Origin of the sequence: Polaromonas glacialis, assembly GCF_000709345.1 — a bacterium.
Taxonomy (GTDB): domain Bacteria; phylum Pseudomonadota; class Gammaproteobacteria; order Burkholderiales; family Burkholderiaceae_C; genus Polaromonas; species Polaromonas glacialis.
Map to the genome: position 1 here is coordinate 2,197,773 of NZ_KL448323.1, position 19,340 is coordinate 2,217,112.

Consider the following 19,340-nt stretch of genomic DNA (forward strand, 5'->3'; position numbering starts at 1 on the left):
TCGCGATGGCAACCGGGCTGGCCGAAAGACCGCAGTGCATCTCAGGCGGCCTTGAACAGCGCAGCGACTTTCTTCTTCGGCTTGATGTTGGCCGACACGCCGTTGCGCGCAGGATTGGCCTTGGACGTTGCCTCCCACGAAGGCAGCGATTCCGCTGGCGCGCCGGGCTCGTAAGGGCGGTCGAAAAACGGATCACGCGACGCGGCGGGCTGCCGATGCGGCGTGTACTCGCGGCGCTCCCGGCGCTCTGCAGGCTCGCGCGGCGGGCGCGCGTCGGCGGCGGGAGCCCTGCCTTCGCCGGTTTCGCGGTACATGCGCCGGCCGTCGTTGATGCGGCCCTGCTCGCTGATGCGCGGCGTGTCTTCCTCGAACTCCAGCGGCTCGATCTCGATCTTGGTCTTGATGAGCTTTTCAATGTCAGCCACCAGGCGCTGGTCGCTGCTGGCGACAAAGCTCACGGCCAGGCCCGAGGCGCCGGCGCGGCCGGTGCGGCCAATGCGGTGGATGTAGTCTTCGGCGTTGAACGGCACGTCGAAGTTGAACACGGCCGGAACGTCCTTGATGTCCAGCCCACGGGCGGCCACGTCGGTGCAGACCAGCAGGTCGACCTCGCCGCTTTTGAACGATTCAAGCGCCTTGAGCCGTTCGTCCTGGCTCTTGTCGCCGTGCAGCGCGGTGGTTTTCAGGCCTTCGCGTTCCAGCGACCGCGCAAGCTTGGCGCAGCCGAGCTTGCTGTTGACAAAGACAAACGCCTGCTTCATGCCGCGTGCCTTGAGGATCTGGTGCAGCGCGCGGCGCTTGTCGTCGGCGCCGACGCTGTAGAAATGCTGCTCGACCGTGGAGGCCGTGGCATTGGAGCGCGCCACCTCGATGGTCACCGGGTCCTGCAGGAAGCTCGACGCCAGGCGCTTGATCTCGGGCGAGAAGGTCGCCGAAAACAGCAAGGTGATGCGCTGCTTGGGCAGGTAGCTCAGGATGCGCTGCAGGTCGGGCAAAAAACCGATGTCGAGCATGCGGTCGGCCTCGTCAAGCACCACGTATTCGACCTGGTTGAGCACGCAGTTCTTGGCCTCGATGTGGTCGAGCAGGCGGCCCGGCGTGGCGACCAGCACCTCGACGCCTTTTTTGAGTTCCAGCGTCTGCGGCTTCATGTCCATGCCGCCAAACACCACTGCGCAGTTCAGGTTGGTGTACTTGGCGTACAGCTTGACCTGCTCGGCCACCTGCACGGCGAGTTCACGTGTGGGCAGCAGCACCAGCGCGCGCACCGGGTGGCGGGCCGGCGAGGTCGAAGCGTTCTCGTGCTTCATCATGCGCTGCAGCAGAGGCAGCGTAAACGCGGCGGTCTTGCCGGTGCCGGTCTGGGCGGCGCCCATCACGTCTTTGCCCAGCAGAACGACCGGAATGGCCTGTTCCTGGATGGGGGTCATGGTTTCGTAGCCCATTTCGGCTACGGCGCGTGCCAGCGGTTCTGCCAGCGAAAGGTTCGAAAAGGATGAGGTCATTTAGCTCAATATTGTCGCACTTTGGGTGCTACAGGCTTTTAGGGCCGTTTCACAAGTCTTGTCGCCGGCGGGTCAAGCCAGCCCCAAAGGGACTGGAAGCGGCGCTCAATGCTATTTATTCTATAGCTATGGATAAATACGGGACAAGCGCAACAGGGCTAAAAAGCCATATTTTCGGGTGCCAGGCCCGCTCTGGCGGACGGCACCGGATCAACAAGCAGGCCCTGGCCTTTCAAGCCGAGCAAACCGTCGCTGACGGTCGGGTAACGCAGCGCCAGCCGTAGTTCGTTTTTCATGCGCCGGTTGTCAAGCCGGCGCGATTCGCTCATGAAACTGAGCAGCATCAGCGGCAACTGCTCGATGGCCGCGCCGCGCGCCACACGGGGCGGACGCGGCAATTGGTAAAGGTCTGCCGCCAGGTCGAAGTAGTCGCCCATCAGCAACTGCGTGTCGTCGCAGACGTTGGTGATGCGCTGCGGCTTGCCGCGCCAGAGTGCCGCGATGCAGGCTCGCGCCAGGTCGTCGGCATGGATGTGGCTGGTGTAGACATCGTCTTCACGGCGCAGCACCGGCGTTCCCTTGAGCAGACGGCCGCGCGGCGTACCGCCTTCGCGGTCGGTCGCGTAGATGCCGGGAATGCGCAGGATATGCACCGGCGCCCCGGTGGCGCGGCCGAGCAGCCGCACCTGGCCTTCGGCATCGACCCGGCGCTGCGCGCGCGGCGTGTTCGGGCTCGGGCGCCAAGTTTCATCGACCCGCTCGCCGCCGCAGTCGCCATACACGCCGCTGGTCGAGCCATACACGAAAGACTGCGGCAGGCTGCGCAGCCGCAGGGCGCGCAGCAGGGCCAGCGTGCGCGGGTCATCGCGCCAGTTGGGGTTGTGGCCGGGCGGCGGCGCCAGATGCACCACGCGCGTGGCCAGTCCGGCCAGCCGGCGCAGCGTGGCGGGTTCGTCCAGGTTGCCCCGCAAGGGCGTGATGCGTTCCCGGCGCAAGGCCGGCAGCCGCTCTGGCGACGAGGTCAGCGCGATGACCTTGATCCGGGGCGGCAGTTGCCGGGCCACGCGCAGGCCGACATCGCCGCAGCCGATGATCAGCACGCGCTGGCGGCGAAAGCGCGCAGGCAGCGCGCCAAGGGGATTCAGGTTTGAAGGCAAAATTGGGTGCTGCTGGGAAACCAGCCTGGTCAGGTAACGGATAACAGAACGCCCAAGGATACCGAATATGAGTTTCAACGTGAACGTGCTGCCCAGCGGCCGCAGCTTTACCGCCGATGCCGGCGAGCCCCTGCTGGCCGCCGCCATCCGCCAGGGCATCGGCCTGCCCTACGGCTGCAAGGACGGCGCCTGCGGATCGTGCAAGTGCAAAAAGCTCGAAGGCCAGGTGACGCACGGCACCCACCAGTCCAAGGCGCTGTCGGCCGACGAAGAAGCCGCCGGCTTCATCCTGACCTGCTGCGGCGTGGCGCACAGCGACGTGGTGCTGGAGTCGCGCCAGGTGACCGACGAAAGCGCTTTCCCGATCCGCAAGATGCCGGTGCGCGTGACCAGCCTGGTGCGCGCGTCGCCCGACGTGATGGTCGTTCGCCTGCAGCTGCCCGCCAGCGATGTCATGAAGTACCACGCCGGCCAGTATGTCGAGTTCTTGCTGCGTGACGGCGACCGGCGTTCGTACTCGATGGCCAATGCGCCCTTTACCCAGCTGGAGACGCCCGGCATCGAACTGCACATCCGCCACATGCCGGGCGGCAAGTTCACCGACCATGTGTTTGCCGCCATGAAGGAAAAGGAAATCCAGCGGATCGAAGGGCCTTACGGCAGTTTCTTCCTGCGCGAAGAAAGCGCCAAGCCGATCGTGATGGTCGCGTCCGGCACCGGTTTTGCGCCGCTCAAGGCCATCATCGAGCACATGCAGTTCAAGCGCATCACGCGTCCCACGGTACTGTACTGGGGCGGACGCCGCCCGGCAGACCTGTACATGAACGACTGGATGCTCGCCAGGGTGGCCGAGATGCCCAACCTGCGCTATGTGCCGGTGATCTCAAACGCCCTGCCTGAAGACGGCTGGCTTGGCCGCACCGGCTTTGTCCACCAGGCCGTGCTGGAGGATGTTGCCGACCTCTCGGGCCATCAGGTGTATGCCTGCGGCGCGCCCATCGTGGTCGAGTCGGCGCGGGCCGACTACAGCGCGCTGGCCGGCCTGCCGGCCGCGGAATTCTTTGCCGATGCCTTCACCACCGAAGCCGACAAGGCGCAAAAAGCCTGACCCGCCTGATTTCAAAACTGATAGCAAACAGTGCAGCCGGGCCAAGCGCAAGCGGCACTTTTGATTGAAAAAATTTATGAAAACCCATTCCGCCAACTTTTGCCCCTTGCGCCGCAAGACACTGCGCGCCACTGGCGCGCTGGCGCTGGGCGCCGTGCTGGCAGCCACCGCATCGACTACTTCCTGGGCACAGCCGGCCGCGCCTTCGGCCAAGGTCATGCGCCTGATCGTTCCGTATGCGCCGGGCGGCCCCATCGACGTGACGGCCCGGCTGCTGGCCGACAGCGTCAAGGCAACGCTGGGCACGGTGATCATCGAGAACCGGCCCGGCGCCGGCGGCAACATCGGCGTTGACGCCATCGCCAAGGCCGCGCCCGACGGGCTGACCATCGGCATCGCGGCGGTCGCCACGCATGCCATCAACCCGTGGCTCTACAGCAAGATGCCTTACGACGCGGCCAGCGACTTTGCCGCCATCACGCAGATGGTGCGCGTGCCCAATGTGCTGGTGATGAATGCCGACACCGCACGCCGGCTGAACATCAACCATCTGGCCGACCTGATCAAATACGCCAAGGCCAACCCGGCCAGGCTCAACTACGCCAGCGGCGGCAACGGCAGCGCGGGCCACCTGGCCGGCGAGCTGTTCAAGTCGCGGGCCGGCATCTTTGCGCTGCACATTCCCTACAACGGCGGCAACCCGGCCCAGCTGGCGCTGCTGAGCGGCCAGGTCGATTTCAATTTCGACAACCTGGCCACGGCTTCCAGCAACATCAAGGCGGGCAAGCTCAAGGCGCTGGCGGTGACGACGGCGCAGCGCAGCGCCTTTTTGCCCGACGTGCCGGCGGTGGCGGAGACGCTCAAGGGTTTTGAGATCGACACCTGGTGGGGGCTGGTGGCGCCAGCGGCCACGCCACGCGATGTGGTGGCCAAACTGAACCAGGCATTTGTCGCGGCGCTGAAGGCGCCAGAGAACAAGGTCCGGTTCAGCACGCTGATGGCCGAGCCGGTCGCCAGCTCGCCCGAGCAGTTCGAGGCGTTCATGAAAAGCGAACGGGCGAAGTATGAAAAAGTGGTGAAGGCTTCGGGCGCGCGGGTGGACTGATTTTTTTAGTCTTTTATGGCGTTTGCGCACATGCCGCCTGCGTAGCCAGCTATTCAATTCGTAGCAATTCGGCTTGGCGTAATCTGGCTGGCCAGTCTTCGGTATTCCTCTTCCACCCGTTCTGGCTGGGCCTGTGATGACCTGAAAAAACGGGATCAGGGCGGCGCGCTGTTTGAGCGAAACGCAGTGGAGCGAGTTTGCGCCGACCCCCGTTTTTTCGGGGCAGCGCAGGTTGCCCGAAGCGAAGCGCAGGGACCCGGACAGCCGGGTCGCCTTTCTTTTGCTTACTTTTCTTTGGCGATAGCCAAAGAAAAGTGAGTCGCCGCCGGGCGACACCCGGCCAGCCCAGCCCAGAAAAGCCAACCCAGCTACGAATTCAGTAGCTATCTACGCAAGCGGTATATGCGCAAACAGCCAAAATAGCCAAAATTCACTCGCCCAGATAAGCCGCCCGGACCCGGGGATCGTCCAGCAGCAATTTGGCATCGCCATTCATCGTGATGTTGCCCGACTCCATCACATAGCCCCGATTCGCAATGCTCAAGGCCCGGCTCGCGTTCTGCTCGACCAGCAGCACCGTCATGCCCAGCTTGGACACGTCGCGCACCACCTCGAAGATCTTGTCCACCATGATTGGCGACAGGCCCATCGACGGCTCGTCGAGCAGCAGCACCCTGGGCCGGCTCATCAGGGCCCGGCCCATGGCCAGCATCTGCTGCTCGCCGCCCGACATGGTGCCGGCCAACTGGTCCTTGCGCTCGCGCAGGCGCGGGAACAGCACGAACATCTTCTCGATGTCGTCGGCAATGCCGCCCTTGTCGCTGCGAATATAAGCGCCCATCTGCAGGTTCTCGGTGATGGTCATGCGGGCGAACACGCCGCGCCCCTCGGGCACCATCGCCAGGCCTTCCTTGACCAGGTCCCAGGCGCCGCGACCCTTGATGCTCTTGCCCAGGTATTCGATGTCGCCGGCCAGTATCGGCAGGCCGCCGGTGATGGCCTTCATGGTGGTGGTCTTGCCGGCGCCGTTGGAGCCGATCAACGTGACCAGTTCGCCTTCATGAACCTCGAAGTCCACGCCCTTGACCGCCTGGATGCCGCCATAAGCCACCTGCAGGCCGGTAATTTTCAGAAGTGTGTTTGCTGCCATGGTGTTGCTTTCCTTTAGTGGCCTGCGCCCAGATAGGCGGTGATCACCTTTTCGTTTTTCTGCACCTCGGCGGGCACGCCCTCGGCAATCTGCTTGCCGTAGTCGAGCACCGTCACGCGGTCGCACAGGCCCATGACCAGCTTTACATCATGCTCAATCAGCAGGATGGTGCGGTTGTCCTTGCGGATGCGGTCGATCAGCTCGCGCAGCTGGACTTTTTCAGTGGCGTTCATGCCGGCGGCAGGCTCGTCGAGCGCGATCAGCTGCGGGTCGGTCGCCAGCGCCCGGGCGATCTCCAGGCGGCGCTGGTCGCCGTAGCTCAGGGTGCGCGCCTTGTAGTCGGCATATTTTCCGATGCCCACGTAGTCGAGCAGTTCCTGCGAGCGGTGGGCGATTTCGGCCTCTTCGCGCTTGAAACCCGGCGTGCGGAACATCGCGCCGATCAGGCCCGAATGCGTGCGCACATGGCGCCCGACCATGACGTTTTCGAGCGCGGTCATGTCGGCGAACAGCCGGATGTTCTGGAAGGTGCGCGCAATGCCGGCCTTGGCGACCTCATGCACCGCCGTCGGCTTATAGGGCTTGCCGGCCAGCTCGAAGGTGCCGCTGTCGGGCGTGTAGAGGCCGGTCAGCACATTGAAAAACGTCGTCTTGCCGGCGCCGTTCGGGCCGATCAGGCCATAGACCTGGCCGCGTTCGATCTTGATGCCGACATCGCTCAGCGCCTGCAAGCCGCCAAAGCGCTTGGAGACCCCCGAGACATTCAAAATGGTTTCGCTCATGTCCTTGTCTCCTTAAGGATTGATGGACTGGATGGTGTCCTTGCCGGCGCGCTTGTTCAGCGACTTGCCGTGCTCGGGCGACGGCCACAGGCCGCGCGGTCGCATCAGCATCACGGTGATCATGGCCAGCGCGATCAGGAGCTGGCGCAGGATGGACGAGTCGAGCCGGCCGTCGGTCATGGCCTGCAGCGGCCCGGCCACATGGCGCAGCACCTCGGGCAGCGCGGCCAGCAGCAGCGCGCCCAAAATGACGCCGGGCAGATGCCCGATGCCGCCCAGCACCACCATGGCGACGATCATGATCGACTCCATCAGGCTGAACGATTCGGGCGAGACAAAGCCCTGGAAGGCGGCGAACATCGAGCCCGACACGCCGCCAAACGTGGCGCCCATGCCGAAGGCGAGCAGCTTCATGTTGCGGGTGTTGATGCCCATGGCCTTGGCGGCAATCTCGTCCTCGCGAATCGCCATCCAGGCGCGGCCGATGCGGGACTTTTGAAGCCGGTGGCAAAGAATGACCGAAAAAATCACCAGCGCCAGGAACAGGTAGTAGTACATCGACACCGAGGCGAACTCGAATCCGAAAAAGGTGTGCGACTTGCCCAGGTCGAAGCCGAAGAACTTCATCGAGTCGATCTGGTTGATGCCCTTGGGCCCGTTGGTCAGGTTGATCGGGCGGTCCAGGTTGTTCAGGAACACGCGGATGATCTCGCCAAACCCCAGCGTGACGATGGCCAGGTAGTCGCCGCGCAGCTTGAGCGTCGGCGCGCCCAGCAGCACGCCAAACAGACCGGCCAGCGCGGCGGCCAGCGGAATGGTTGCCCAGATGGGCAGGTGCAGGCCATCCGGAAAATTCGCCGCAACCCAGGGAAAGGCCTCGGCTAGGTGCGGCGAGCCGAGCAAGGCGAACAGGTAGGCGCCGACCGCAAAGAAGGCGACGTAGCCCAGGTCGAGCAGGCCGGCATAGCCGACGACGATGTTCAGGCCCAGGGCCAGCAGCACGTACAGCAGCGCCATGTCGACGATGCGCACCCAGGCGTTGCCGCCCTGCTGCAGCAGCAGGGGCAGCACCAGCAGGCCCAGTGCCACGATCAGGTAGGTCGCGAATTTTTTGGATTTCATGGGTTTTTCTCCGTAGGTGTGGGTGATTCGGACTTCAAGCCCGGTCCGCCACACGTTCACCCAGCAGGCCCGAAGGGCGCAGCGTGAGCACAAAAATCAGCACAATAAAGGCGAAGATGTCGGAATACTGGCTGCCCAGGAAACCGCCGGTCAGCGGGCCGATATAGCCGGCGCCAATCGCCTCGATCAGCCCCAGCAAGATGCCGCCCAGCACCGCGCCGCCCAGGTTGCCGATGCCGCCGAACACCGCAGCGGTGAAGGCCTTGAGGCCGGGCAAAAAGCCCATGGTGTGTTGCACGGTGCCGTAGTTGGAGGCATACATCACGCCGGCCAGCGCGGCCAGCACGGCGCCGATGATGAAGGTCGCGGAGATGACGGTGTCGGGGCGCACGCCCATCAGCGCGGCGACGCGCGGGTTTTCAGCCGTGGCCCGCATCGCTCGACCGAGCTTGGTGTAATGCACCAGCCACATCAATATGGCGAGCGACACGGCGGTGGCGCCCAGGATGAAAATCTGCGTCACGGTGATCACCGCGCCGCCGATCTGGAAAGGCTCGGACGGCAGCAGCGTCGGGTATGGCTTGTAGTTGGGCTTCCAGATGATCATGGCCAGCGTCTGCAGCAGCAGCGACATGCCGATGGCGGTGATCAGGGGCGCCAGCTTGGGGCTGTTGCGCAGCGGCCGGTAGGCGACCTTTTCGATGGTGAAGTTCAGCGCGGCGCAGACGATGAAGGCAATCATCAGTGAAATCAAGAGGATCAGCCAGCCGGGCGTGCCGGGCATGGATTCCTGCATCAGGCCGATGATGGTCCAGCTGGTCAGCGCGCCGACCATCAGCACCTCGCCATGCGCAAAATTGATCAGGTTGATGATGCCGTACACCATGGTGTAGCCCAGGGCGATCAGGGCGTACATGCTGCCCAGGACCAGTCCGTTGATGATTTGCTGTAGCAAAACTTCCATAATCCGCTCCGTTTGTTTGAATGAGCCAACTCTGCCGGTGTCGTGCCTGCACGGGATCACCATGAAAACACGCGAGTTAACAAAAAGCCCGCCTGACTCCAGTCGGTTGACTGGTGAAGGTGGCGAGCTAGTGGGCGAATTGTAGCGACAGGCTTCTAGCGAGAATCGCGCCAGCGAAACAGTTTTTCCGGGGTAAACCCTTGACGAATTCGGATTTTTTGGCGGATTCAGGCTGTATCAGCGGGATTTTGAGGGCATCAGTTCTTCTGATGGTTTTTTGCCTTCAGTTCATTGAGCTTATCGGCAATCCGGATCTCCAGGCCACGGTTGACGGGGCGGTAAAAGTTTGGTGCGGCCATGCCTTCGGGCAAGTAGTTTTCTCCGGCCGCGAAGCCGCCCTCCTCGTCATGCGCATAGCGGTAGTTCTTGCCGTAGTCGAGCTGCTTCATGAGCTTTGTTGGTGCATTGCGCAGGTGCAGCGGCACCGGCCGGGTGCCATCGTTCTTGATGAAGGCCTTGGCCTCGTTGAAGGCCTGGTACACCGCGTTCGACTTGGGCGCGACCGCCAGGTACACGACGCACTGCGCCAGCGCCAGTTCGCCCTCGGGTGAGCCGAGCCGTTCATAGACCTCGGCCGCGTCCAGCGCCAGCCGCAGCGCGCGCGGATCGGCCAGCCCGATGTCCTCGCTGGCCATGCGGATCAGGCGGCGCGCCATGTATTTGGGCTCGGCGCCGCCATCGAGCATGCGCATGAACCAGTACAGCGCGGCATCGGGGTCGGAGCCACGCACCGACTTGTGCAGCGCCGAGATGGTGTCGTAGAACTGCTCGCCGCCCTTGTCGTAGCGGCGCAGGCGCTCGCCGAGCACCTTGAGCAGCCAGGCATCGGTCACCTCGGTGATCTTTTCAGATTTGGCCGCCACGCTGAGCGATTCGAGCGTGTTGAGCAGTCGCCTGGCATCGCCGTCGGCATACGCCACGAGGCGGTCAACGGCTTCACCCGCTATGCTTTCAATAGCTGGCAGCGCACGCTCGGAAAGGACCCTGGCTATTATTTGCCTGAGATCATGTTCCGTGAGTGGCTGCAGCACGTAGACCACCGCGCGCGACAGCAGGGCCGAGTTCACCTCGAAGGACGGGTTTTCAGTGGTTGCGCCAATGAAGGTGAACAGGCCGCTTTCGACATGCGGCAAAAACGCATCCTGCTGGCTTTTGTTGAAGCGATGCACCTCATCGACGAACACGATGGTGCGCCGGCCGCCCTGCGCTTGCCAGATCGTCGCCTGCTCGACGGCTTCGCGGATGTCCTTGACGCCGCCGAGCACGGCGGAAATGGTGATGAAATGCGCGTCGAAGCTGCTCGCCATCAGCCGGGCAATGGTGGTCTTGCCCACGCCCGGCGGCCCCCACAGGATGCAGCTGTGCGGTTCGCCCGATTCAAACGCAATGCGCAGCGGCAGGCCCTCGCCCAGCAAATGCTGCTGGCCGATGACTTCGCCCAGGTTCTTCGGCCGCAGCCGCTCGGCCAGGGGAGGATGGGTGGAAGGCTTGGCCATGAAAATTTTCGGGTCGCCGTCCCTGCAGCGCAGACAGCGGAGGGGGGTTTACTGCCGGATGACGTCCGCGCCCTTGGGCGTGATGAACTGGAAGGCGTCCTTGGGAAGGGCCGGATTGACCTCGACCTTGCTGAAACTCAGCACCGAGCGCTGGCCGAAGCTGTCGAGGATTTCCAGCGCCGCCAGCCCGGCCGGTTTTTCGCCGGCGCGAAAGCCGACGCGCACGGCCTGCAACTGGCCATCTTTCGTCTTGGGCGTGGCCACGACCCATTCCAGGCCGTCTTTTTCAGGCGCGGCGGCCAGGGTGAAATCGGCCTGCAGCGCGCGCAGATCGGGCGCTGCGGCGATCAAGGCGGCGGGCGTCGAGCCCAGGACAGCAGATTGCTTGCGCGCGGTGACCTGGTTCAGGTCGGCGTCGTAGAGCCACAGCGTCTGGCCGTCGGCGACGATGCTTTGCTCGAACGGCTTTTGGTAAAGAAACTTGAATCGGTTCGGCCGGGAAAACTCGAACGTGCCGCTGGAGGTCTTGCTGCGGGCGGTCTGGCCTTCCCGGGCGGGCGCGGTCACGACCTGCGTGAAGTCGGCGCGGCCGCTGCTCACCGTCTTGACGAAGGTTTCAAGGCTTTCCAGGCCATTTGCGCATGCTGCGCCTGCGGATGTAGCTATTAAAAAAGTAGCAAAAAAACGTTTCATCAAGTTCACTCCGCCCTTGCGGGCACCAGGATTTCGCGCTGGCCGCTGCCACTCATGGCGCTGACCAGCCCGGCATTTTCCATGTCCTCGACCAGCCGCGCGGCGCGGTTGTAGCCGATCTTGAGGTGACGCTGCACCAGCGAAATGCTGGCCTTTCGGTTTTTCAGAACCACTTCCACCGCCTGGTCGTACATCGGGTCCTTTTCGCCGCCCGCATCTCCCGACAGGTCGCCGCCCTCGCCTTCAACCGTGCCGCCTTCGAGCACGCCGTCGATGTAGTTGGGCGTTCCCTGCTGCTTGAGGTAGGCGACGACCCGGTGCACTTCCTCGTCACTCACAAACGCACCATGCACGCGAATTGGAAAGCCTGTACCACTCGGCATGTAAAGCATGTCACCCATGCCCAGTAAGGCCTCGGCGCCCATCTGGTCCAAAATGGTGCGGCTGTCGATCTTGCTGCTGACCTGGAAGGACAGGCGCGTCGGAATGTTGGCCTTGATCAGGCCGGTGATCACGTCCACGCTGGGGCGCTGGGTGGCCAGGATCAGGTGGATGCCGGCGGCTCTGGCCTTTTGCGCCAGCCGGGCAATCAGCTCCTCGATCTTCTTGCCGACGACCATCATCAGGTCGGCCAGCTCGTCGATCACCACGACGATGTAGGGCAGACGCTCCAGCGGCTCAGGCTCGTCGGGCGTCAGGCTGAAGGGGTTGTAGATGAACTCCTCGCTGGCATTGGCCTCGTCGATCTTGGCGTTGTAGCCGGCCAGGTTGCGCACGCCGAGCTTGCTCATCAGCTTGTAGCGCTTTTCCATTTCGGCCACGCACCAGTTCAGGCCGTGGGCGGCCTGGCGCATGTCCGTGACGACCGGCGCCAGCAGGTGCGGAATGCCTTCGTAGACGCTCATTTCCAGCATCTTGGGGTCGATCAGCAGCAGCCGGACGTCGCGCGCGTCGGCCTTGTACAGCAGGCTCAAAATCATGGCGTTGATGCCCACCGACTTGCCCGAACCGGTGGTGCCGGCGACCAGGCAGTGCGGCATCTTGGCCAGGTCGGCAACGACCGCATGGCCGGCGATGTCCTTGCCCAGGCCCATGGTCAGCAGCGAGGTGGCGTCGTGATAGACCTTGGAGCCCAGGATTTCGCTGAGCTTGATCATCTGCCGCTTGGCGTTGGGCAGTTCCAGCGCCATGTAGTTCTTGCCGGGAATGGTCTCGATCACCCGGATCGACACCAGGCTCAGCGCGCGCGCCAGGTCCTTGGCCAGCGTGACGACCTGCGAGCCCTTGACGCCGGTGGCCGGTTCGATTTCGTAGCGCGTGATGACAGGGCCGGGCGCTGCCGCCACGACGCGCACCTCGACGCCGAAGTCCTTGAGCTTTTTCTCGATCAGCCGCGAGGTCATTTCCAGCGTTTCGGACGCGACGCTTTCCTGCCGCAGCAGGGCGGTGTCGAGCAGGCTGACCTGCGGCAGGTGGGAACCACCCTGCGATGACTCAGCCGGAGTAAGCGGGGCGGCAGGCGCATGCGACACAACAGGGACATGCGCCGTCGGCGGCACGGACGATGGGAATGACGGAGCAGTCGCCGTGGTGCTTGTCGCCACCGGTGGTTTGGTCTTGGCGGGGCGCTCGCTTTTCGGCAGTTCAACCACCGGCTGCTTGATGATGACCGGCACCGGGTGGAGTGCCTCGATCCCGATGCGTTCATCGCTCAGCGTCTCCTCGCGCTCGCGGACGGCTTGCTTGCCCACCGCGACATCCTGCGCCAGCTCGCGCTTTTCACGGCGCAGGGCCATGGCGCTGTCGATTCGGGCGCCCAGACTGAGCGCCACGCGTGCCCAGGAAAAATTGAAGACGCTGGCCACGGCAATCAGGCCCAGCGCGATAAAGACCAGGCCCGAGCCGGCAAAACCCAGCCATTTGACACCCAGGTTGCCCAGCACGTAACCAATCACGCCGCCTGCGTGGCCCGGCAGCCTGAACTCGAAGCGGTACAGGCGCGACCATTCCAGCGCGGCACTGGCCGCCAGCAGCAGCACCAGCCCGAGCCAGAACCGGACGCGGCTGGCGGCGGGTACCGGCACCAGCACATCGCGGCGCAGCCCGCGCGTCACGGACTGCATCCAGACCCAGGCGCCGGCTGCCAGCGCCCACCAGACCGAGAACCCCAGCAGGAAGTAGCTGGCGTCGGCCAGCCAGGCGCCGAGGTGGCCGCCCCAGTTCCTGGCGGCCACCAGGGTGCCGCTGGCGGCGTCGGGGTTGCCCGAGGTTGACCAGGCCGCATCCTGCGGCGAGTAGCTCAGCAAGGCGGCCATCCAGAGAATCAGGCCAACCAGCCCGAGGATCAGGCCAACTTCGCGGGCTATACGTTTAAAGCCGCCGGGCGCACCTGCAGCGGAGGAATTTCGGGAGTTCAGGGTATCTAGCGAGTAAGTCATAAACGGGTCTTGAAGCTTAACGCAGTTGAGTGAAGCTTTCGGCGGGCCATGTGCAACCCTGAACTGTAAGCGCGCAAAGTCAGGCCAGCGAGTCCAGGTGCGGCTTGACCAGCAGCGAGCCGTCGTCCTGCGTCTCGATGAAGCCGCGCTCCTCCAGGTCTTTCATCACCCGGCTGACCATCTCCCGGGAAGCACCCACCATTTTCGCGATGTCCTGGCGCGATACCCTGCCGCGAATCACGGCCGCGCCGTCTGGGCCGGGCATGGCTTCCCCGGCGAAGTCGAGCAGCGCGCTGGCCACGCGGCCATACACATCCATCAGGGCCAGCGACTCGATCTTGCGGTCGGCCTGGCGCAGGCGATGCACCAGCCCCTTGAGCACCGCGTAAGCCATCGAGTCGCTGTCGGGAAGGCAGCGCGCAAACGCCAGCTGGTCGAGCACCAGCGTATCGGTCTGCACCTCCGAGACGACGGACGCCGAATGCGGCGCCTGGTCGATCAGGCTCATTTCGCCCACGTAATCACCGGGACGCAGGATGGCCAGGATCACCTCGCGCCCACGCGCATCGGTGCTCACCACGCGTGCGCGGCCCGTCAGCAAAATGGTCAGGGCAAAAGAATTTTTTCCCTGCTCAAGGATGGCCTCGCCTTTGCGGTAACGCCGTTTGACCACGGCATCGGCGACCGACACCGCCTGGCTGGTGGTCAGCATTGAAAAAAGAGGCACGCGGCGAAGCAGGTCCAGCCGTGAAACCATGGTGGCGGTCATGCGGGCGCCCCTTCAACCCCATGGCCGACAATTGCCGGGCGATTTCCTACAATGGCCGCGCTTTTGCAAAATACAGATACTGTCAAATTTTTTTACCTTGCTGAACACATAAGCGAGCCGACTCTACCTGAGTTCCAACACTTTCCCATCGGGTCCTACATCATGAAACATTCCAGAGTTCTCATTCTCGGCTCAGGCCCGGCTGGCTATACCGCTGCCGTGTATGCGGCGCGCGCCAACCTCAAGCCGGTGCTGATCACCGGCATGGCCCAGGGCGGCCAGCTCATGACCACCACCGACGTGGACAACTGGCCTGCCGATGTCGACGGCGTCCAGGGCCCGGAATTGATGCAGCGCTTCCTGGCCCATGCCGAGCGTTTCAACACCGAAATCATTTTCGACCACATTAACCAGGTAGACCTGAGCCGGCGACCCTTCACGCTGACCGGCGACAGCGGCACCTACACCTGCGACACGCTGATCATTTCCACCGGCGCATCGGCCAAATACCTGGGGCTGGAATCGGAAACCGCCTTCATGGGGCGCGGCGTGTCCGGCTGCGCCACCTGCGACGGCTTTTTCTACCGCGAGCAGGAAGTCTGCGTGGTCGGCGGCGGCAACACGGCGGTCGAGGAAGCGCTGTACCTGTCCAACATCGCCAGCAAGGTCACGCTGGTGCATCGCCGCGACACCTTCAAGGCCGAGGCCATCCTGATCGACAAGCTGCATGAAAAGGTTGCCAGCGGCAAGATCGAGCTGCAACTGCACCAGACGCTCGACGAGGTGCTGGGCGATGCTTCCGGCGTGACCGGCGTCCGGCTGAAAAGCACGAAAACCGGCGCCACGCAGGACATCGCGCTCAAGGGCTGCTTCATTGCCATCGGCCACCATCCGAACACCGACATCTTCGCCGGCCAGCTGGAGATGAAGGATGGCTACATCATCACCCAGACCGGCCTGCAGGGCATGGCCACGATGACCAGCATTGCCGGCGTGTTCGCTGCGGGCGATGTGCAGGACCATGTGTACCGGCAGGCGATCACCAGCGCCGGCACCGGCTGCATGGCTGCGCTGGATGCCCAGCGGTTTCTGGAGCAAAACGAATAAATACTGATTTTCTGGCCTGGGACGCATCCGCTCATTGACAGGGTCGCCAAACGCCGCATTTCGGCTAATTTTGTTTTCGGGCTATAATTTATGGCTTAGCTGAGCATTCGTAGGGTCTGTCCAGCACAGGCCCATCGGGTTTTTCAGCATCCTATTTCTAATTTTTTACGGAGAGTGCGCTCATGGCACGCGTCTGTCAGGTAACGGGCAAAGGCCCGATGGTGGGAAACAATGTTTCTCACGCAAACAACAAAACCAAGCGTCGGTTCATGCCCAACCTGCAGTACCGCCGTATCTGGGTCGAGAGCGAAAAGCGTTTCATACGCCTTCGCATCACCGCAGCCGGTCTGCGCTTGATTGATAAAAACGGCATCGATGCGGTCCTGGTGGACCTTCGTGCCCGCGGTGAAGTTTAAGGAGAACTACCATGGCTAAAGGCGGACGCGAAAAAATCAAGCTGCAATCGACAGCTGGCACCGGTCACTTCTACACGACCGACAAGAACAAGAAGACGACACCTGAAAAAATGCTGATCATGAAATTTGATCCAAAAGCACGCAAGCATGTGGAATACAAGGAAATCAAGCTGAAGTAATTCAGCTTGACGCCAGTGCAATGCCTTCCGGTGTTGCCAAAAAACCCGCTGTCATCACAGCGGGTTTTTTTATGCCCGGGCCGGTCACCTTGGCGTCAGCCGGTAAGAAAGGCGGGCATTCACAACGCGGCTGCGCCTTGCCGCTTTCCCATCCTTTACGACCCATGGCCCTTGCCTGCCCTGTCGTCCATGCATAAAAAAAGCCGCCGCAGCGATCGTTCGCTGCGGCGGCTTTCACGTTTTGCAGAAAATTCTGGGCAGGATGATCAGGCGCGGGCGGAACGCAGCTTCATCGAGAACTCGCGAAGCGCGGCGATGCCGCTTTCTTCGGCCCGATGGCACCAGGCCTGAAGGTCGGCGGCAAGCTGCTCGCGCGATGCCGAGGTGCTCAGCCACAACTGGCGCAACTCCTCGCGCATCGTGACCATCTTGTCGAGCACCGGGTATTCGGCGCGGACCTGGGCGATTTGCGGCCGGGCGGCGGCCGGCACCTTGTCTTCGTCGCGGTGCAGCCAGCGATTGGCCAGCTTCAACATGGACACATCGGCTTTTTTGGTCTTCAGCAAGGCAATTTCAACCTCGCCGGCGCGGCGCAGTTCACGCGCGTAGCCGGCCATGACTTCATAGCGGTGGGCAATCAGGGCTTCAAGCGTTTTTTCGTCAGCCACGGGCTGCACCGCACCCAGCTTGAGCCGTGGCGGAACCTTTTTCACAGCGGCCAAGCCGACCATTTCCATGGCGCGGATATAACCCCAGCCAATGTCGAACTCATACGGTTTGACCGAAAACTTGGCCGACGTGGGATAGGTGTGGTGGTTGTTGTGCAACTCTTCGCCGCCAATGATGATGCCCCAGGGCGACACATTGGTGCTGGCGTCGGACGCCTCGAAGTTGCGGTAGCCCCAGTAGTGGCCGATGCCGTTGATGATGCCGGCTGCCGTGATGGGAATCCACATCATCTGCACCGCCCACACGCTCAGCCCGGCGGCGCCGAAAAGCGCCAGGTTGATGATCAGCATCAGGCCGACGCCTTGCCAGCTGTAGCGGGTGTACAGGTTCCGCTCGATCCAGTCGTCGGGCGTGCCGCGACCGTACTTGGCGATGGTTTCAAGGTTTTTCGTCTCGGCCCGGTACAGCTCGGCGCCGGTGAACAGCACGGTCTTGATGCCATGCGCCTGCGGGCTGTGCGGGTCTTCCATGGTTTCGCACTTGGCATGGTGCTTGCGATGCACGCCGACCCATTCCTTGGTGACTTGGCCGGTGGCCAGCCACAGCCAGAAACGAAAAAAATGCGCGGGAATGGCATGCAGGTCGAGCGAGCGATGCGCCTGATGGCGGTGCAGATACAGCGTCACGCTAACAATGGTGATGTGGGTCGTCACCAAGGCATAAACCACGATTTGCCACCAGCTGGCAGCCACCAGGCCATGCGCCAGCCAGTCAAGGGCGGCATCCAACAAAATCATAAAAGTCCTTTAGATAGTCAGGGCCGCCACGTATTCAAGGCTTGTCTCCAGGGTGGTGCCGTACAGCCTCTGATTATAAATTGATGAGTCTGAAATACAAAGACCCTTCAATCAGGAAGCGACGACTTCAGCACCGTGAAACCGCCGTCAGCAAGAAGGCAAGTCCTGCTTGTCCGGAGATGCACCCGGCAGCCGCCGCATCAGGCCTTTTGCCAGACCGCCGCAAAAAACCCGTCGGTCTGGTGCAGGTAGGGCCAGAGCCGCAGGTACGGGCCACGGCAGAGTTTTTCGGCATGCTCGACGCCCAGGTGCGTCAGCAGCGGCGCGGCCTCCAGCACCTGAAAGTCGGGATTGGCAGCGCTGAAGGCTTCGGCAATCGCCTCGTTTTCCTCGCGCAGGATGCTGCAGGTGGCATACACCAGCCGTCCGCCGGGCTTCACCAGGCGCGCGGCGCTTTGCAAAATGGCGGTCTGCTTGGCGGTCAGTTCTTCGATCGCCTTCGGGTTGTGGCGCCATTTCAGGTCCGGGTTGCGCCGCAGCGTTCCCAGGCCCGAGCACGGCGCATCGACCAGCACGCGGTCGATCTTGCCGGCCAGGCGCTTGATGCGGTCATCGCGTTCATGTGCAATGGCGACCGGATGCACGTTGGACAGGCCGCTGCGCGCCAGACGCGGCTTGAGCGCGGCCAGCCGGTGGGCCGACGTGTCAAAAGCGTAGAGCCGGCCGGTGGTGCGCATGGAAGCGCCCAGCGCCAGCGTCTTGCCGCCCGCGCCGGCGCAAAAATCGACCACCATCTCGCCGCGCTTGGCATCGACCAGCAGCGCCAGCAGTTGCGAGCCTTCATCCTGCACTTCAATCGCGCCGCGCTTGAAGGCGTCCACATTCGCCAGCTGCGGCTTGTCGGTCAGGCGCAAGCCCCAGGGCGAATACGGCGTTGCTACGGTTTTAATAGCTGCTCGCGCAAGCTCCTTCTGCACATCAGCCCTTTTATCCTTCAAGGTGTTGACGCGCAGGTCGAGTCCGGCCTGCGTGTTGAGGCTTTCAACCAGCGGCCAGAAATCATCACCCAGCTGGCTTTTGAGCGGCTCGACCAGCCACTGCGGCAGGTTGTGGCGGTGCAGCTCCATCAGGTCCGACGGCTTGACCTGGTCGCAGCGCGAGAGCCAGTCCTGCTCCTGCTCGGTCAGCGCGCCATACAGGAAGTCGCGCGGGGCGGCAAAGCCCAGGATTGCCAGCCGCCGCTCGGGCACACCGTAACCGTGCTGGGCCATGTAAACATAAAGGTTTTTCTTGCGCAGCACGCCGTAGATGGTTTCGGCCACAGTGGCGCGCTCGCGGGGGCCGAGCCGCATTTCGCGGAAATAGCGCGACACCACCATGTCGGCGGGATGGTCAAATTTAAGAACCTGCTTGAGAAGCTCGGTACAACAGTCGAGTAAGGCGTTAGGATGCATGCCCCCATTGTCCCACTGCCGCCGCCCGGCTTTTACATTCAGCGTTGATTGACCATGCCCGAACACCTTCCGCCACTGATCGAAACCCCGCCGGGACGCTACCGCCACTACAAGGGCATGCTGTATGAAGTCGTCGGCACGGTGCGCCACAGCGAAACGCTGGAGCCGATGACGCTGTACCGCGCGCTCTACGGCGAGCGCGGCCTGTGGGTGCGGCCGGCCGCGATGTTCAATGAAGAAGTGACGATCGGCGGCGTTCGCCAGCCACGTTTTGCGCGCCTGCCCGATTAAGCGCCGTGAAGGAGTAATACCAATCCCGACAGACAAAGAACCAAAGCCAGCGATCGGAGTCTGAGACATATTGGCTCT

19 protein-coding genes are annotated in these 19,340 nt (G+C 63.0%); 6 read left to right on the top strand and 13 right to left on the bottom strand.

Going from position 1 to position 19,340, the window contains the following annotated elements; genetic code table 11:
• Positions 1 to 41: 41 nt before the first annotated feature.
• Together EC86_RS0110810 and EC86_RS0110815 are read right to left on the bottom strand one after the other, a co-directional pair.
• Complete coding sequence (locus EC86_RS0110810) at positions 42 to 1,505, bottom strand: DEAD/DEAH box helicase (protein WP_029525642.1); 1,464 nt, start codon at positions 1,503 to 1,505, stop codon at positions 42 to 44.
• Positions 1,506 to 1,663: 158 nt separating this feature from the next.
• A complete protein-coding gene (locus tag EC86_RS0110815) occupies positions 1,664 to 2,662 on the bottom strand; it encodes an SDR family oxidoreductase (RefSeq protein WP_084181285.1) in 999 nt (332 codons plus the stop codon).
• Between the two features lie 67 nt (positions 2,663 to 2,729).
• On the opposite strand from EC86_RS0110815, the gene EC86_RS0110820 reads away from it, so the two are divergent.
• Positions 2,730 to 3,770: a CDP-6-deoxy-delta-3,4-glucoseen reductase gene (locus EC86_RS0110820; RefSeq protein ID WP_029525644.1), complete on the top strand. Its 1,041-nt coding sequence runs from the start codon at positions 2,730 to 2,732 to the stop codon at positions 3,768 to 3,770.
• A gap of 76 nt (positions 3,771 to 3,846) precedes the next feature.
• Positions 3,847 to 4,875, top strand: coding sequence for a Bug family tripartite tricarboxylate transporter substrate binding protein (locus tag EC86_RS0110825; RefSeq protein WP_084181287.1), 1,029 nt, complete (start codon positions 3,847 to 3,849; stop codon positions 4,873 to 4,875).
• A gap of 430 nt (positions 4,876 to 5,305) precedes the next feature.
• Here the strand turns inward: EC86_RS0110825 and EC86_RS0110830 are convergent, their stop codons facing one another.
• The 8 genes from EC86_RS0110830 to EC86_RS0110865 form a co-directional block, all read right to left on the bottom strand.
• On the bottom strand, positions 5,306 to 6,025 hold the full coding sequence (locus tag EC86_RS0110830) for an ABC transporter ATP-binding protein (protein WP_029525646.1): 720 nt from the start codon (positions 6,023 to 6,025) through the stop codon (positions 5,306 to 5,308).
• Positions 6,026 to 6,039: 14 nt separating this feature from the next.
• Positions 6,040 to 6,807, bottom strand: a complete 768-nt coding sequence (locus EC86_RS0110835) for an ABC transporter ATP-binding protein (RefSeq protein WP_029525647.1) — start codon at positions 6,805 to 6,807, stop codon at positions 6,040 to 6,042.
• A 12-nt stretch (positions 6,808 to 6,819) separates the two neighbouring features.
• Entirely contained in the window at positions 6,820 to 7,929 is a 1,110-nt protein-coding gene (locus tag EC86_RS0110840) for an ABC transporter permease subunit (RefSeq protein WP_029525648.1), read from the bottom strand.
• Between the two features lie 34 nt (positions 7,930 to 7,963).
• A complete protein-coding gene (locus EC86_RS0110845; RefSeq protein ID WP_029525649.1) occupies positions 7,964 to 8,893 on the bottom strand; it encodes a branched-chain amino acid ABC transporter permease in 930 nt (309 codons plus the stop codon).
• A gap of 257 nt (positions 8,894 to 9,150) precedes the next feature.
• Positions 9,151 to 10,449, bottom strand: coding sequence for a replication-associated recombination protein A (locus EC86_RS0110850; RefSeq protein ID WP_029525650.1), 1,299 nt, complete (start codon positions 10,447 to 10,449; stop codon positions 9,151 to 9,153).
• A 48-nt stretch (positions 10,450 to 10,497) separates the two neighbouring features.
• Positions 10,498 to 11,142: an outer membrane lipoprotein periplasmic chaperone LolA gene (gene lolA, locus EC86_RS0110855; RefSeq protein ID WP_029525651.1), complete on the bottom strand. Its 645-nt coding sequence runs from the start codon at positions 11,140 to 11,142 to the stop codon at positions 10,498 to 10,500.
• Between the two features lie 5 nt (positions 11,143 to 11,147).
• Positions 11,148 to 13,580, bottom strand: coding sequence for a DNA translocase FtsK (locus tag EC86_RS0110860; RefSeq protein ID WP_029525652.1), 2,433 nt, complete (start codon positions 13,578 to 13,580; stop codon positions 11,148 to 11,150).
• Between the two features lie 79 nt (positions 13,581 to 13,659).
• The gene (locus EC86_RS0110865) at positions 13,660 to 14,349 is read right to left on the bottom strand and encodes a Crp/Fnr family transcriptional regulator (RefSeq protein WP_029525653.1); all 690 of its coding nucleotides are present in this window, start codon (positions 14,347 to 14,349) and stop codon (positions 13,660 to 13,662) included.
• Between the two features lie 162 nt (positions 14,350 to 14,511).
• Between EC86_RS0110865 and trxB the strand changes: the two genes are divergently transcribed.
• From trxB to rpmG, 3 genes are all read left to right on the top strand, one after another.
• The gene (gene trxB / locus EC86_RS0110870; protein WP_029525654.1) at positions 14,512 to 15,456 is read left to right on the top strand and encodes a thioredoxin-disulfide reductase; all 945 of its coding nucleotides are present in this window, start codon (positions 14,512 to 14,514) and stop codon (positions 15,454 to 15,456) included.
• 182 nt (positions 15,457 to 15,638) lie between these two features.
• Positions 15,639 to 15,872, top strand: coding sequence for a 50S ribosomal protein L28 (rpmB, locus tag EC86_RS0110875; protein ID WP_029525655.1), 234 nt, complete (start codon positions 15,639 to 15,641; stop codon positions 15,870 to 15,872).
• A gap of 11 nt (positions 15,873 to 15,883) precedes the next feature.
• On the top strand, positions 15,884 to 16,051 hold the full coding sequence (rpmG, locus tag EC86_RS0110880) for a 50S ribosomal protein L33 (protein WP_011802584.1): 168 nt from the start codon (positions 15,884 to 15,886) through the stop codon (positions 16,049 to 16,051).
• 1 nt (position 16,052) lies between these two features.
• Here rpmG and EC86_RS28780 read toward each other — a convergent pair whose 3' ends face one another.
• The 3 genes from EC86_RS28780 to EC86_RS0110890 form a co-directional block, all read right to left on the bottom strand.
• Entirely contained in the window at positions 16,053 to 16,289 is a 237-nt protein-coding gene (locus EC86_RS28780; RefSeq protein WP_156955297.1) for a hypothetical protein, read from the bottom strand.
• Positions 16,290 to 16,317: 28 nt separating this feature from the next.
• Positions 16,318 to 17,517, bottom strand: a complete 1,200-nt coding sequence (locus tag EC86_RS0110885) for a DesA family fatty acid desaturase (protein ID WP_029525656.1) — start codon at positions 17,515 to 17,517, stop codon at positions 16,318 to 16,320.
• A 200-nt stretch (positions 17,518 to 17,717) separates the two neighbouring features.
• The gene (locus EC86_RS0110890) at positions 17,718 to 18,971 is read right to left on the bottom strand and encodes an RsmB/NOP family class I SAM-dependent RNA methyltransferase (protein WP_029525657.1); all 1,254 of its coding nucleotides are present in this window, start codon (positions 18,969 to 18,971) and stop codon (positions 17,718 to 17,720) included.
• Positions 18,972 to 19,025: 54 nt separating this feature from the next.
• On the opposite strand from EC86_RS0110890, the gene EC86_RS0110895 reads away from it, so the two are divergent.
• On the top strand, positions 19,026 to 19,262 hold the full coding sequence (locus tag EC86_RS0110895; protein ID WP_029525658.1) for a DUF1653 domain-containing protein: 237 nt from the start codon (positions 19,026 to 19,028) through the stop codon (positions 19,260 to 19,262).
• Positions 19,263 to 19,340 lie beyond the last annotated feature (78 nt).